Origin of the sequence: Streptomyces sp. NBC_00582, assembly GCF_036345155.1 — a bacterium.
In the GTDB taxonomy this organism is placed as follows: Bacteria; Actinomycetota; Actinomycetes; order Streptomycetales; family Streptomycetaceae; genus Streptomyces.
This window is the reverse complement of record NZ_CP107772.1, coordinates 7,321,319-7,335,180: the sequence shown is the minus strand read 5'-3', so window position 1 is coordinate 7,335,180 and position 13,862 is coordinate 7,321,319. Positions and strand designations below refer to the sequence as shown.

At 73.2% G+C, this 13,862-nt stretch carries 11 protein-coding genes; 3 read left to right on the top strand and 8 right to left on the bottom strand.

Annotated elements, in window-relative coordinates:
- Positions 1-18: 18 nt before the first annotated feature.
- The 3 genes from OG852_RS33185 to OG852_RS33175 form a co-directional block, all read right to left on the bottom strand.
- Positions 19-1,284 carry an NAD(P)/FAD-dependent oxidoreductase gene (locus tag OG852_RS33185; protein ID WP_330349878.1) on the bottom strand — a complete coding sequence of 422 codons (1,266 nt, stop codon included), beginning with the start codon at positions 1,282-1,284 and terminating at the stop codon, positions 19-21.
- A gap of 163 nt (positions 1,285-1,447) precedes the next feature.
- On the bottom strand, positions 1,448-2,701 hold the full coding sequence (locus OG852_RS33180) for a deoxyguanosinetriphosphate triphosphohydrolase (RefSeq protein ID WP_133909571.1): 1,254 nt from the start codon (positions 2,699-2,701) through the stop codon (positions 1,448-1,450).
- A 60-nt stretch (positions 2,702-2,761) separates the two neighbouring features.
- Positions 2,762-3,541 (bottom strand): sirohydrochlorin chelatase, encoded by a 780-nt coding sequence (locus OG852_RS33175; RefSeq protein ID WP_133909570.1) that lies wholly within the window; start codon positions 3,539-3,541, stop codon positions 2,762-2,764.
- A 190-nt stretch (positions 3,542-3,731) separates the two neighbouring features.
- On the opposite strand from OG852_RS33175, the gene OG852_RS33170 reads away from it, so the two are divergent.
- Complete coding sequence (locus OG852_RS33170) at positions 3,732-4,409, top strand: SanA/YdcF family protein (protein ID WP_330349877.1); 678 nt, start codon at positions 3,732-3,734, stop codon at positions 4,407-4,409.
- Positions 4,410-4,450: 41 nt separating this feature from the next.
- Here OG852_RS33170 and OG852_RS33165 read toward each other — a convergent pair whose 3' ends face one another.
- Genes OG852_RS33165 through OG852_RS33155 form a run of 3 tightly spaced genes read right to left on the bottom strand, consistent with a single transcriptional unit; the run spans position 4,451 to position 8,012 of the window.
- Positions 4,451-5,218 (bottom strand): enoyl-CoA hydratase-related protein, encoded by a 768-nt coding sequence (locus OG852_RS33165; RefSeq protein ID WP_330349876.1) that lies wholly within the window; start codon positions 5,216-5,218, stop codon positions 4,451-4,453.
- Between the two features lie 14 nt (positions 5,219-5,232).
- On the bottom strand, positions 5,233-6,480 hold the full coding sequence (locus tag OG852_RS33160) for a hypothetical protein (RefSeq protein ID WP_330349875.1): 1,248 nt from the start codon (positions 6,478-6,480) through the stop codon (positions 5,233-5,235).
- On the bottom strand, positions 6,477-8,012 hold the full coding sequence (locus OG852_RS33155; protein WP_330349874.1) for an amino acid adenylation domain-containing protein: 1,536 nt from the start codon (positions 8,010-8,012) through the stop codon (positions 6,477-6,479). The genes OG852_RS33160 and OG852_RS33155 overlap by 4 nt, the downstream gene beginning before the upstream one ends.
- A 295-nt stretch (positions 8,013-8,307) precedes the next feature.
- Between OG852_RS33155 and OG852_RS33150 the strand changes: the two genes are divergently transcribed.
- Positions 8,308-10,695 (top strand): molybdopterin oxidoreductase family protein, encoded by a 2,388-nt coding sequence (locus OG852_RS33150; protein ID WP_330349873.1) that lies wholly within the window; start codon positions 8,308-8,310, stop codon positions 10,693-10,695.
- A gap of 3 nt (positions 10,696-10,698) precedes the next feature.
- On the opposite strand, the gene OG852_RS33145 is transcribed toward OG852_RS33150, so the two are convergent.
- Entirely contained in the window at positions 10,699-11,430 is a 732-nt protein-coding gene (locus OG852_RS33145) for a TetR/AcrR family transcriptional regulator C-terminal domain-containing protein (RefSeq protein WP_330349872.1), read from the bottom strand.
- Positions 11,431-11,577: 147 nt separating this feature from the next.
- On the opposite strand from OG852_RS33145, the gene OG852_RS33140 reads away from it, so the two are divergent.
- On the top strand, positions 11,578-13,230 hold the full coding sequence (locus tag OG852_RS33140; protein WP_330349871.1) for an MFS transporter: 1,653 nt from the start codon (positions 11,578-11,580) through the stop codon (positions 13,228-13,230).
- Here the strand turns inward: OG852_RS33140 and OG852_RS33135 are convergent.
- The gene (locus tag OG852_RS33135) at positions 13,116-13,847 is read right to left on the bottom strand and encodes a DUF6215 domain-containing protein (RefSeq protein WP_166663367.1); all 732 of its coding nucleotides are present in this window, start codon (positions 13,845-13,847) and stop codon (positions 13,116-13,118) included. The two genes, OG852_RS33140 and OG852_RS33135, sit on opposite strands and share 115 nt — an antisense overlap.
- Between the last annotated feature and the right edge of the window lie 15 nt (positions 13,848-13,862).

The window sequence follows — 13,862 nt, the reverse complement described above, 5'->3', positions numbered from 1 at the left end:
ACGGGGGCGCACCGACAGCTACGGGAGCAGACCGTCGAGGGGGAGGTGGGGGTCCCCCAGTGCCTCCGTGTTCACCGGGGTTCCGGAGGCGATGAGCTTCTGGACGGTCTCTGTGACGTCCCACACGTTCACGTTCATCCCGGCGAGGACGCGGCCCTCCTTCACCCAGAACGCGATGAACTCGCGCTTGCCCGCGTCGCCCCGGATCACGACCTGGTCGTACGACCCCGGCGGCGCCCAGCCGCTGTACTCCATGCCCAGGTCGTACTGGTCGGTGAAGAAGTAGGGGACCCGGTCGTAGGTGATCTCCTTGCCGAGCATGGCGCGGGCGACCGCCGGTCCGCCGTTGAGGGCGTTGGCCCAGTGCTCGACCCGCAGCCGGGTGTCGAACAGGCCGTGCGGGAAGGAGGCGACGTCCCCGGCGGCGTACACGTCCGGGTCGGAGGTGCGCAGCCGCGCGTCCACGGCGACGCCTCCGCCGTGGGCGCGGTCGGCCAGTGTGAGCCCGGCGGCCTCCGCGAGAGCGGTGCGCGGGGCGGCGCCGATCGCCGCGAGGACGTCGTGGGCCGGGTGCTCCTCGCCGTCGTCGGTGCGGACGGCGAGGACCATGCCGTCCTGGCCGACGATCTCGGTCAGCCGGACGCCGAAGCGGAAGCGGACGCCGTGCTCGCGGTGGAGCTCGGCGAAGACAGTGCCCAGCTCGGGGCCGAGGACGTTGTGCAGGGGGGTCGCGGACGGCTCGATGACGGTGACCTCGGCGCCGTACTCCCGGGCCGCCGCCGCCACCTCCAGGCCGATCCAGCCGGCCCCCGCGATCACCAGATGGCCGTTGTCGCGGCCGAGGGCGGTCAGGACGCCCTTGAGGCGTTCGGCGTGAGCGAGCCGGCGCAGATGGTGGACGCCCGCGAGGTCGGTGCCGGGGATGTCGAGGCGGCGCGGTTCGGCGCCGGTGGCCAGCAGGAGCTTGTCGTAGTGGACGAGGGTGCCGTCGTCGCCGAAGCGGACCGTCTTCGCCGTACGGTCGATCGCGTCGACGGTCTGGCCGAGGTGCAGCTCGATGTCGTTCTGCGCGTACCAGGCGGGTTCGTGCACGAAGACGCTCTCGCGGCTCTCCTTGCCGAGGAGGAACCCCTTGGACAGCGGCGGCCGCTCATAGGGGTGGTCGCGTTCGTCGCAGATCAGTATCACGCGGCCGGTGAAGCCCTCCGCCCGCAGCGTCTCGGCCGCCTTCGCGCCGGCCAGGCCCCCTCCGACGATGACGAATGTCTGATCCGCGTCGACCACGTGATGCCTCCTCGTAAGAGAACCGCCACCTGCGAGCGTCCCGCACGGAGCGTGATGGGGGAAGGGGACGTGACCCGATCAGGCCACGCTGGGTCACCTTCGAGCTCTTTTGGGTGCACTTGCGTTCACTCACGTGCACTTGTGTGCGCTCAGGCCCCTCCGGTCACGGCCGCCCGGTCAGCCGGGAGTGGAGCGAGCGGGCCGAGGCGTCGGTGAGGGAGGCGATCTGGTCGACGATCACGCGCTTGCGGGCGCGGTCGTCGGGGGCCTGTTCGAACAGGGCGCGGAACTGGGGGTCGAGTCCCTCGGGCGCGCGGGCGGTGAGGGCCTCGGCCAGCTCGGTGATCACGACACGCTGGTCGGCCCGCAGCCGTTCCTGTTCGGCGCGCTGCATGACGTACCGGTCGGCGACGGCCTTGAGGACCGCGCACTCCAGGCGCGTCTCGTGCGGTACGACGAGCGCGGCGCCGTAGCGGGTGAGGGGCCCCGAGCCGTACCGCTCGCGGGTGGCGCCCTCGGCGGCGAGGCAGAAGCGGCCGATGAGCTGGCTGGTGGCGTCCTTGAGGCGGGCCTGGGCGACCGCCGAGCCGTCGTAGCCGTGCGGCCACCACTCCTGGTCCTGGAGGCGGTCGAGAGCGGCGGCGAGTTCGGCCGGGTCGGTGCCGGCGGGGACGTACCGCCCGACGGCGACCCGGAAGACCTCGGCGCGCTCCGGTTCGTCGCGCAGCCGGCCGGGGTCGATGTGACCGGCGTGCAGACCGTCCTCCACGTCGTGCACCGAGTAGGCCACGTCGTCGGACCAGTCCATGATCTGCGCCTCGAAGCAGGTGCGGTTGCCGGGGGCCTCCTTGCGGGCCCAGTCGAAGACGGGCCGGTCGTCCTCGTAGACGCCGAACTTGGGGGACGCCGGGTCGGTGGGGTGGGCGCCCCTCGGCCAGGGGTACTTGGTGGCGGCGTCGAGGGTGGCGCGGGTGAGGTTGAGGCCGACGGAGCCCTCGGCGGTGAAGCGTTTGGGTTCGATGCGGGTGAGGAGACGCAGGGACTGGGCGTTGCCCTCGAAGCCGCCGCAGTCCCGGGCGAAGTCATTGAGCGCCTGTTCGCCGTTGTGGCCGAACGGGGGGTGGCCGAGGTCGTGCGCGAGGCAGGCCGCCTCGACCAGGTCGGGGTCGCAGCCGAGGGCGGCGCCCAGCTCGCGGCCGACCTGCGCGCACTCCAGGGAGTGGGTGAGGCGGGTGCGGGGGGTGGCGTCCCATTCCTGACTGCGTTCGCCCGGGGTGACGACCTGGGTCTTTCCCGCGAGTCTTCTCAGCGCCGAGGAGTGCAGGAGTCGTGCGCGGTCGCGCTGGAAGGCGGTGCGACCGGGGCGCTTGTCCGGTTCGGGGGCCCAGCGTTCGGCTGACGGCAGGTCATAGGGCATGTTTCGACAGTAAGCGGCGGGAGTGACAATGGGGGCCCACCGGAGTGCCGGGTTCTGTGTTCAGGCGGCGCTGATGGTGCCCCCCGCCGCGAGGGCCCCGTCGTAGCGGTGGAGCAACAGGTCCGCCATCGCGGGGTGGGTGCCCAGGGGGGCCGAGGCGATCCACGGGGCCTTTGCCGCGCACTCGCTCGCGAAGCGGCCCGGGGCGGTGAAGTACGAGGCGATCGCCACCCGGTGTCGGCCCCTCGCCGCCAGGGTGCGCAGTGCCGTGTCGACCGTCGGGGTGGCCGTGGAGGCGTACGCGGGGACCACCGGGACGCCCAACCGCTTCGCGAGCAGGTCGGCCGTCCGGCGGGTGTCCGTCGCCGAGTCGGGGTCGCGGGAGCCCGCCGCCGCCAGGACCACGGCGCTCGTGCGGCGGTCGTCGGGGGTCGTGGCCGGGGGCCAGCCGGCCTCCAGGAGGCGGGTGTGCAGGGTGTCCACCAGGAGGGGGTGCGGGCCCAGCGGGGCCGCCACGCGCGTGCGTACCCGGGCGGCCGCCGCCATCTCCGGGATGTCGCGCTTGACGTGGTAGCCGCGGGCCAGGAGGAGGGGGACCAGGACGGCGTCCGTCGTGCCGCGGGCGTCCAGGCCGGCCAGGGTGTCCGTGAGCAGGGGCTCGTTCAGCTCGATGTGGCCGAGGTGCACCGGCAGGCCGGGGCGCCGGTCGCGGACCCGGTCGAGGAGGGTGCGGACGGTGGCGAGGGCGCGCGGGTCCCGGCTGCCGTGGGCGACGACCACCAGCGCGGGCGGGGCCGGGCGCCGGCGGGCGTCGAGCTGGACGAGGCTTGGCTGGCTCATGCACCGATCGTCGCCGGGCGAGGTTGCACCCCCGTTGCCTGACCGTCACGAGTATTTTCCGGGGGTTCACGGCGCCTCCCCGGGCGCTGTGAGGTCGGGGCCCTCCGCGGGCGGGCGAACCGGATCACCGTGCGCTGCGTCTTCCCAGGCCGAACGGGATTTCGAGCCGGATCCACGCAGGGAGCACCTCATGAACATCCGTCGACCGCGGCTGCCGCGCACCCGTGCCGGGCGGCGCCGGCTGGTGCAGGCGGTGATGGCCGGGTGTGTGCTCGCGCTGCTGCCCGCCACCTGGCTGTTCGTGTCCACGGGCGACCGGATCGGCACGACGGCGGGGGCGCCGCGCCGGGAGGTCGCCGTGGTCTTCGGCGCGGGGCTGTGGGACGGGGAGCCGTCGCCGTATCTGGCGCACCGGCTCGACGCGGCGGCGAAGCTGTACCAGGAGGGCCGGATCGAGGTCGTCCTCGTCACCGGCGACAACAGCCGCGAGGACTACGACGAGCCGGACGCCATGCGGGCGTACCTCACCGAGCACGGGGTGCCGGACGCGCGGATCGTCAGCGACTACGCCGGCTTCGACACCTGGGACTCCTGTGTGCGCGCCAAGAGGATCTTCGGTGTGGACAGCGCGGTGCTGATCAGCCAGGGCTTCCACATCCGGCGGGCGGTCGCGCTGTGCGAGGCGGCGGGCGTCGACTCGTACGGTGTCGGTGTCGACGCCAAGCACGACGTGACCTGGTACTACGGCGGCGCGCGGGAGATCTTCGCGGCGGGCAAGGCGGCTCTGGACGCGGTGTTCGAGCCGGATCCGCGGTTCCTCGGTCCGAAGGAGAAGGGCGTGGCGCGGGCGCTGGCGGCGGCGAAGTGACCGGGGGCGGGAGGGGAGGCCGCCGCCCCCGCCCCCGGCCGTCAGCGGCCCCGGAACACCGGGGGGCGTTTCTCCAGGAACGCCGTCATGCCCTCCTTCTGGTCCTCCGTCGCGAACAGGGCGTGGAAGAGGCGGCGTTCGTGGCGGATGCCGTCGCGCAGACCGGTCTCCAGGGCCCGGTCCACGCACTCGCGGGCCGCGCGGACCGCGAGTCGGCCGTACGAGGCGATCATCGCCGCCGCCCGGAGGGCCTCGGGCAGGACCCGCTCGTCCGGGACGACCCGGGAGACCAGGCCCGCGCGTTCCGCCTCGGCGGCGTCCATGGTGCGGCCGGTGAGGACCAGGTCCATCGCCTTGGCGCGGCCGACGAGGCGGGTCAGGCGCTGAGTGCCGCCGATGCCGGGGATGACGCCCAGGGTGATCTCCGGCTGGCCGAACACCGCGGACTCCCCCGCGATCACCAGGTCGCACATCATCGCCAGCTCGCAACCGCCGCCCAGGGCGAAGCCGTTGACCGCCGCGATCTTCGGGACGCGCAGGTCGGTGAAGTCCTCCCATCCGCCGAAGTGGTCCTTCGTCATCATCTCGACGGCCGTCCTGTCCGCCATCTCCCTGATGTCGGCGCCCGCCGCGAACGCCCGCTCGGATCCGGTGAGGACCACACAGCCGACGGCGGGGTCCGCGTCCAACGGGCGCAGGATCTCCAGGAGTTCGGTGAGCAGGGCGCAGTCCAGGGCGTTGAGGACGTGCGGGCGGTGCAGGGTCAGGGTCACGACCGCGCCCTCGCGGTCCACTTTCAGCCGGGACATCGCGGCCGCTCCTCTCATGAGTCCCAGATCGCGCCGTAGGCCGGAATCCCGCGCCGTTCCAGGCCGTGCACGACCTGCCAGGTCAGCTTCTTGTTGGAGATGCAGATCACGGCCTCCGCCCCGAAGTCCCGGTAGGCGGCGTACGCGAGGGCCACCATGTCGGGTTTGCCGTCGCGGGAGGTGTCCCACACGACGGCCTGCGGCTGGACGGCGAGGATCTCGTCGACGAGTGCGTCGCCGTAGGTGGCGCGGGGGGCGCGGGTCGCCCAGACCAGCCGTGAGGGGACCTCGGCGGCCAGCAGGTGGGGCAGGCAGGGGCCGATGCCGCTGCCGGTCGCCACGTACACGACCTTGCGGAAGAGGACCTCGATGTTGGCGACGCCGGCCGTGGTGATGCCCTTGGTCCACACCGTCGGGGGCAGGTCGTCGATGAAGGATCCGGTCCAGTCGCCGGCCCGGGAGATGGTGAGCCGGAAGCCGGACTCGCCGGGCGCGGGGACGTTGGCGAAGGAGTGCCACTCCGTGAGCGGGCTGCGGCTGATCGCGGTCGAGGAGCCGGCGAACGGGGTCTCGCCGTAGTCGAAGCGGGCCAGCGCCACGTGCGGGGAGGGGCGTTCGGTGCGCACGTCGACCTTGCGCAGTCTGAGCCAGGGCAGGGCGACGCTGAAGGTGACGAGCGCCAGTACGGACACCTCCGCCGGGCCCGGTGCGGACAGGAGCGTGTGCGTCCAGAACAGGGCGAGGGCCGTCCAGCCGCCGAAGCGGTGGATCCTCTCGAAGGTGTCGTGGTGGCGGGAGCGGAAGGGCGGCAGTGCGGTCGTCACGATCACCGCGAGGAGGGCCACCAGGGTCCAACTCACCGCGAGGAGAGGCCGGTTCGTCGTCCGCAGGGTCAGGGCGAGGAACCAGGCGGCCCCGGCCAGCGCCCCGCCCATGTGCAGTCCGCCGAAGTGGTAGACCTTGCCGAGCGTCCAGCGCACCCGGAGCGGCCAGTGGGTCGGGGCCGAGGTCGCCAGCCGGAACAGGAGGTTGATGACGTACTGCTGGCGGACGAGGACCGCCAGGGCGAGGTTCGCGAGGGCCGCGTGGCCGAGGGCGCGCTCCGGTAGGGGCCAACTCAGCCAGACATAGGAGGCGTTGACGGTGAGCACCAGGGCCACCAGCCGGTGGTGGTGCATGAGGCGGGGGTTCTTGAGCAGCCGCCGGGGCGCGGAGAGCGGTGGGGGCAGCTCGACGGTCGCGCGGTCCAGGGAGGTGGTCACCGGGTCACCGCCACCCGGTCCCGGGCCGTCGCCGTCCGCTCGCGCGCCAGCCGCAGCAGCGCCTGCTTGTCGATCTTGCCGCGGTCGGTCTCCGGTAAGGATGTCAGGGGCATGACATCAACGGGCACGCAGTAGTAGGGCAGCGCGTCGGCGACCGCGCGGCGGGCCGTGTCCGGGTCGACGTCCGCCGGGCAGACGAAGGAGACCAGGCTGCGGGCGTCCCGCTGGAGGGTCACCGCGCGGGTGCAGCCCGGGAGCCGTTCGAGGACCGAGGAGACGGAGTCGAGTTCGACGCGGAAGCCGCGCACCTTGACCTGGTCGTCGGTGCGGCCGAGGTGTTCGAGCCGGCCGTCGGGGGTCCAGCGGCCCAGGTCACGGGTGCGGAACATCCGTCGGTCGCCGCCGAGGAAGGGGTCGGGGGCGTACCGCTCCGCGTTCAGGGCGTCGTTGCCCAGGTAGCCCGCCGAGACGCACGCGCCGCCCGCCCACATCTCGCCGACCTCGCCGATGGGCAGCGGACGGCGGTCGGCGTCGAGGACGTAGACCGTGTTGTTGGGGGTGGGGCGGCCGATGGTGAGGAGGGGATCGGCCGGGTCGTGGCGGCTCATCGTGTTGACGATGGTGGTCTCGGTGGGGCCGCAGCAGTTGTAGAAGGCCGTGCGGCGGGCCCAGGCGTCGGCGAGCGGGCGCGGGCAGGGCTCCCCGGCGACGGCCACCACGCGCACCCGGGGGCAGGCGGCCGGGTCGATGCCGGACAGCACGGTCGGGGTGGCGATCAGCACGGTGGCGGTGCGGGCGGCCGCGGCGATGTCCCTGCCGCGGATCACGAGGGTGGCGCCGTGCGCGAGGCAGCCGAGGATCTCCCAGGCGGCCATGTCGAAGGCCACGTTGAGGAGGTGCGCCACCCGGTCGCCGGGGCGGATGCCGAGGGCGCCGGGCTGGGTGAGGAGGATGTTGGCGACGTTGCGGTGGGTGACCTTCACCCCGTTGGGGCGGCCGGTGGTGCCCGAGGTGAACAGGACGTAGCAGCCGTCGTCGGGGTGGATGCGGGGGCGGGGCGCCCGGGCCGGTTCGAGGGGGTCGTCGAGGGCGATCACCCGGGGGCCGGCGGGCACCCGCGCCAGGTGCTCGCGCTGGGTGAGGACGACGGCGGTGGCGGCGGTGCGCACGACATGGTCGAGCTGGGCCCTCGGCGCGAGGCCGATGTCCTGGGGGACGTAGGCGGCGCCCGCCTTCAGGATGCCGAGCAGGCCGACGAGCAGAGGGACGGAGCGGCGGACGAAGAGCCCGACGTGGTCACCGGGGCGGACGCCCTCGCGGACCAGCCGGGCGGCGACCGCGTCGGCGTAGCGGTCGAGTTCGCCGTAGGTGAGCGTCGCGCCCTGGTGTTCGGCGGCGACGGCGTGCGGGGTGGCGGCGGCCTGCCGTTCCACGGCCCGGTGGACCAGGGGGTCCGGGACGGGGACGGCGGGGCCCCGGCCGTACCGGCTGAAGAGGCGCTGGTCGTGGGGGGTGAGGTGGCGCAGCGACATGGGGGACCTCCAGGCTGGTTCGAGTGTCGGTGACATGTCCGGGGCGGCGGCATGCCCGGGGTTTCGAACGCCGTGCGGGGTCTTGCGCGTTCTCGACTGTAACGGCGGCTCTTCAACTCTCAACCATGTGTGACCGGCCAACTACGGCACGAAATGAGTCACCTGAGGCGCCCTGCGCCACACATGCCCCTGCCGCAACCCTCACGAGGGCGCACCCGCGCCGGGGAGGGCACCACCACACCGCCGTAACAGGAGACCGCACAGGGCGTAACACGGCCGAAGCACGCTGGGTCGTATGCGGACCACCTCGACGCCCACCCACTGCCCGTACTGCGCCCTGCAGTGCGGGATGGCCCTGTCGCCCCTGCCCACGGGGGGCGTCGAGGTGGTCGAGCGCCCCGACTTCCCGGTGAACCGGGGCGCCTTGTGCGGCAAGGGCCGCACGGCACCGGCGGTGCTGGCCCCGGGAGTCCGGCTGACCTCGCCGTTGGTGCGCTCCGGGGACGCGCTGGTGCCGGCCTCCTGGGAGGAGGCGCTGGACCGGATCGCCGGGGAGCTGACGCGCGTACGGTCCTCGTACGGCGCCGACGCGCTCGGGGTGTTCGGCGGGGGCGGACTGACGAACGAGAAGGCGTACGCGCTGGGCAAGTTCGCGCGGGTGGTGCTCGGCACCTCGCAGATCGACTACAACGGCCGCTTCTGCATGTCGTCGGCGGCGGCGGGCGGCATCAAGGCGTTCGGCCTGGACCGGGGGCTGCCGTTCCCGATGGAGGACATCCCGCGCACGGGGTGCGTGATCCTCGTCGGGTCCAACCTCGCCGAGACCATGCCTCCCTCCCTGCGCTTCTTCCACGAACTGCGGGAGAACGGCGGCACGCTGATCGTCGTCGACCCGCGCCGCACGAAGACCGCCGAGCAGGCCGATCTGCACCTCGCGCCCCGGCCCGGCACGGACCTCGCGCTCGCGCTCGGACTGCTGCACCTCGTCGTCGCCGAGGGACGGGTCGACGAGGAGTACGTCGCCGATCGGACCGTCGGCTGGGAGGACGCCCGCGCGGCGGCCATGGCCCACTGGCCGGAGTACGTGGAACGGATCACGGGGGTGTCCGTTCCCCAGCTCCGGGAGGCCGTACGACTGTTCTGCGCGCCGGAGTCCGCGATGGTGCTCACCGCGCGCGGGCCCGAGCAGCAGTCCAAGGGGACCGACACGGTCGGCGCGTGGATCAACCTGTGCCTGGCCACGGGCCGGGCGGGCCGGCCGCTGTCCGGCTACGGCTGCCTCACCGGCCAGGGCAACGGACAGGGCGGGCGCGAGCACGGCCAGAAGGCCGACCAGCTCCCCGGCTACCGCAAGCTGGACGATCCGGCGGCGCGGCGGCATGTGGCCGAGGTCTGGGGCGTCGACCCCGACTCCCTCCCCGGCCCCGGCCGCAGCGCGTACGAACTGCTGGACGCGCTGGGCACGGACGTGAGGTCGCTGCTGCTGATGGGGTCGAACCCGGTCGTGTCGGCACCGCGGGCCGCGCACGTGGAGGAACGCCTCAGGTCCCTCGAATTCCTCGCCGTGTGCGATGTCGTGCTGTCGGAGACGGCGGCCCTCGCGGACGTGGTCCTGCCGGTCACCCAGTGGGCGGAGGAGACGGGCACGACGACCAATCTGGAGGGCAGGGTCCTGCTGCGCCGCCAGGCGCTCACCCCGCCGGACGGCGTCCGCAGCGACCTGGAGGTCCTGCACGGGCTCGCGGCGCGGCTGGGTGTGGAGAAGGGCTTCCCGACCGACCCCGAGGAGGTCTTCGAGGAACTGCGCCGGGCCAGCGCGGGCGGCATCGCGGACTACTCCGGGATCACGTACCGCCGCCTGGCCGAGGAGAACGGCGTCTTCTGGCCGTGCCCGACACCCGCTCCGGCATCGACTCCGGCTCAGATTCCGGCGTCGGCTACGGCGTCGGCTCAGGCCTCGGCTCCGGCCTCGGCTCCGATGCCCGCTTCCACTGCGGCTCAGATTCCGGCCTCGGCTCCGGCTTCCACTGCGGCTCAGGTTCCGGCCTCGGCTCCGGCTCCGGCTCCGGCTCCGGCATCTGCATCGGCATCGGCTCCGATGCCGGCTTCCACTGCGGCTCAGGTTCCGGCCTCGGCTCCGGCATCCGCTCAGGCCCCGGCTCCGGCTCCGGCTCCGGCATCGGCATCGGCTCCGGCCTCCGTCTCGGCTCCGGGCGTGCACCCCGGTACCCCCCGCCTCTTCCTCGACCGTTTCGCGACGCCGGACGGGCGGGCCCGGTTCGTGGCCGTCTCGCATCGGCCCGCCGCCGAGGAACCGGACGACGAGTACCCGGTGCTCCTCACCACCGGCCGGGTCGTCGCGCAGTACCAGTCCGGTGCGCAGACCCGCCGGGTGGACGAGCTGAACGCCGCCGCGCCCGGCCCGTTCGTGGAGCTGCACCCCCGGCTCGCGGCGCGGCTCGGGGCGGCCGAGGGCGATCCGGTCGCCGTGGTGTCCCGGCGCGGCCGGGCCGTCGCCCCCGCCCGCATCACCACCGGGATCCGCGCGGACACGGTCTTCATGCCGTTCCACTGGCCGGGCGAGGGCCGCGCCAACTCCCTGACCAACCCGGCCCTGGACCCGACCTCGCGCATGCCGGAGTTCAAGGTGTGCGCGGTGCGCGTGGAGCTCGCCGCGCCGTAGGTCTCAGCGGGGCAGGCGCAGGGCGAGGCCGTCGAGGACGACGTCCAGGCCGTAGCGGAACTTCTCCTCGCGCAGGGCGACGGGGTCGGCGGTCGCGGCGGCGGCCTGCGCGTAGCCGTCGGCGAGGTGCTCGTGGCCGGCCGCGGCCCGGCGGGCGGCGGGCATCAGACGGGCGACGAAGTCCGCCTCGCTCTCGCCGGACCGGGCGACGGTGGTGAGCCAGGCCGCCTCGGTGGTGCTCATGCCGATGACGTACGACAGGACGGTGTCGATCGCACGGCCCGGCTCCGGGAATCCGGCGGCCGTGAAGAGGGCGGCGAGGCGCTCGGAGAAGGCCATGAGGTTGGGGCCCAGATAGGCGAGCCCCGCCTGGCCCAGGACCGAGGACAGCCACGGGTGCCGTAGGGCCGTCGCCCGGAAGGACGCCGCGGCCCCCTCGACGGCCGGACGCCAGTCGGTGCCCTCGATCGCCGGTACGCGCACCTCGGCCGCGACCTCGTCCACGGCCAGCTCCATCAGCTCGTCCTTGGTGGCCACGTGCCGGTACAGGGAGGTCGCCCCCGCGCCCAGCCGGGCGCCGAGCTTGCGCATGCTCAGCGCCTCGACGCCCTCGGCGTCCAGCATCGCGACCGCCTCGCGCACGATCGCCGCCCTGCTCAGCGCGGGCTGGTCCGGCTCGCGCCGCTCCCGTGCCCACACGGACGGGACGGGGCTCGGCTTCGCCTTCGGGGTCATGGCAGCGGCTCCTTCACGGCGCGGTGCGTACGTCGTTCGCAACCAGCGTACAGAGCTCAAACATTGCGCACACCGTTCCGGTCTGCGTACAGTGTTCGCAGAGCCGGAACACTGTACGCATCACCGACCGGAAAGGGCCGGACGCCCATGGAAAGCCGCACTCCACGCCGCTGGTGGATCCTCGTCGTGCTCTGCCTGAGCACCCTGGTCCTGACGATCGACAGCATGGCGCTGACCGTCGCGGTGCCCTCGATGACCGAGGACCTCGGCGCGAGCGCCCAGGACACCCAGTGGATCCTCGACTCCTACATCCTGGTCTTCGCGGGACTCCTGCTCACCTCGGGCAGCCTCGGCGACCGGTTCGGCCGCAGACGGGTGATGCTGATCGGGCTGGTCCTCTTCGGCGCGGCCTCACTCGTCGCGACGGTCTGCACCAGCCCCGGCGAGGTGATCGCCGTACGCACCGCGATGGGCGTGGGCGGCGCGCTGATCATGCCGTCCACCCTGTCGATCCTCATCACGGTCTTCGACGAGGAGGAGCGCGGGAGGGCCATGGCGGCCTGGGGTTCGGTGTCGATGCTCGGCCTGGTCGGCAGCCCGGTCCTCGGCGGCGTCCTGATCGACCACTTCTCCTGGCACTCGATCTTCCTCCTGAACGTCCCGGTCGTCGCCCTGGCCCTGGTCGCCGGTGTGGTGCTGATGCCGGAGTCCCGGGCGCCCTGGCAGAAGCCGGACCCGCTGGGCGCCGTGCTCTCCGCGGTCGGCATGACCGCGCTGGTCTGGTGGATCATCGAGATCCCGCAGCACGGGGCCTTCGGCGGCCGCTCCGCCCTCAGCCTCACGGTGGCCGTCCTCACCCTGGCCGGCTTCGTGGTCTGGGAGAACGTGACGAAGGCGCCCATGGTCCCGCTGGTCCTGTTCAAGCACCGCAACTTCAGCGGCGGTTCACTGTCCCTGGCGCTCGTCCAGATCGGCAACGGCGGCCTGCTGCTGGTCCTCACCCAGTACCTGCAGTTCGTCCTCGGCCACTCCCCCGTCAAGGCGGGCCTCGCCTTTCTGCCCCTCGCCGTCGCCGCGCTGATCGGCAACGGGCTCGGGGTGAAGCTGGCCGCGAGGATCGGCAACCGCTTCGTGGTCCTCGCCGGGATGCTGGTGATGGTCGGCTGCTTCGCCCTGCTGACCACGGTCGACGCCGGCTCGGGCTTCACCGTCCCCGCCGTCGCCCTCGGCCTCCTCGGCTTCGGGGCGGGCATGGCGATGCCGGCCGCGGTCGCGGCCCTGATGGGCACCATCCCCGCGGACAAGGCGGGCGTCGGCTCGGCCCTGAACGACACCGTCCAGCAGGCCGGCACCGCCCTCGGCATCGCGATCCTCGGCTCCCTCCTCGCCGGCGGCTACACCGAGCGGATGCCGGCCGACGCCCCCGAGACCGCCCGCCGGTCGATCGCCGGCGCCCTGGCGACCGCGCAGGACGACCCGGGCCTGGTCCACGCGGCCCGCGAGGCCTTCACCGCCTCGATGGCGACGACCTTCACGGTCAGCGCGATCGGCGTCCTGGCGGCGGCGATCCTGGCCACGCTGGTGATGCGGGACCCCGACCGGAAGCAGCCCACGGCACCCGAGCCGCACCAGCAGAACCAGGACCAGGACCGGGCACAGGACCAGGCACAGGACCAGGAAAAGGCTCAGCCCGAGGTGCCGGACCAGCCCGGCAGGGTCGGCAGGATCCGCGCGGCGAGCCGCAGGAGCACCGCGTCGTCGGGGCGCGCGGAGTCCAGGCGCCAGAGGGCGATGTCGTAGGAACCGCCACCGTCGTGCGGGTCCCGGGCCACCACCAGTCTGCGGGTGGGGCGCCCGGGGCCGCCGGCGCTGTCGCCGTCGCCGCCGAGGACGAAGGGGAAGGTCCGGTCCGAGTAGAGGACCGCCGGGCGCCCGAGGAACGTCCGTTCCCGGGCGTCGCCGCCCAGCAGATCGGCCATCCCCTTGACCGCGAAGTGATCGTAGGAGGCGGAGAGTTGGACGGAGTACGTGCGCAGCGTGACGTTCATCTCCGGTGCGGGGAGGTCGGCGCCGCCCAGCGCGACCGAGTCGTCACCGCCCCCGTACGACATCGCCCGCTCCCCCGGGGTGCCGAGCAGGGTCGCCAGGTCCGGGCGGTTCAGCACCTGGCAGAGCTGGTTGGCGGAGACGTACTTCACGCCCGCCCGCACCATCTTCGGCACCGCCTTGGGCGTCGACGCCGAGCAGGAGATCGGTCCGGTGGGCCCGGCGACGGCCGTCTCCCGCGCCCGGTCGTGCTTCTGCTGCGTCCACAGGCCCCATGCCAGCAGCCCCACCACCGCGAAGGCGGCGGTGATCTGAAGAAAGGCGTTCGGCCCTTTACCGGCCGTGCCGGCTCTCTCTGCGGATTCCCCCATTACCCCCGGTACCCC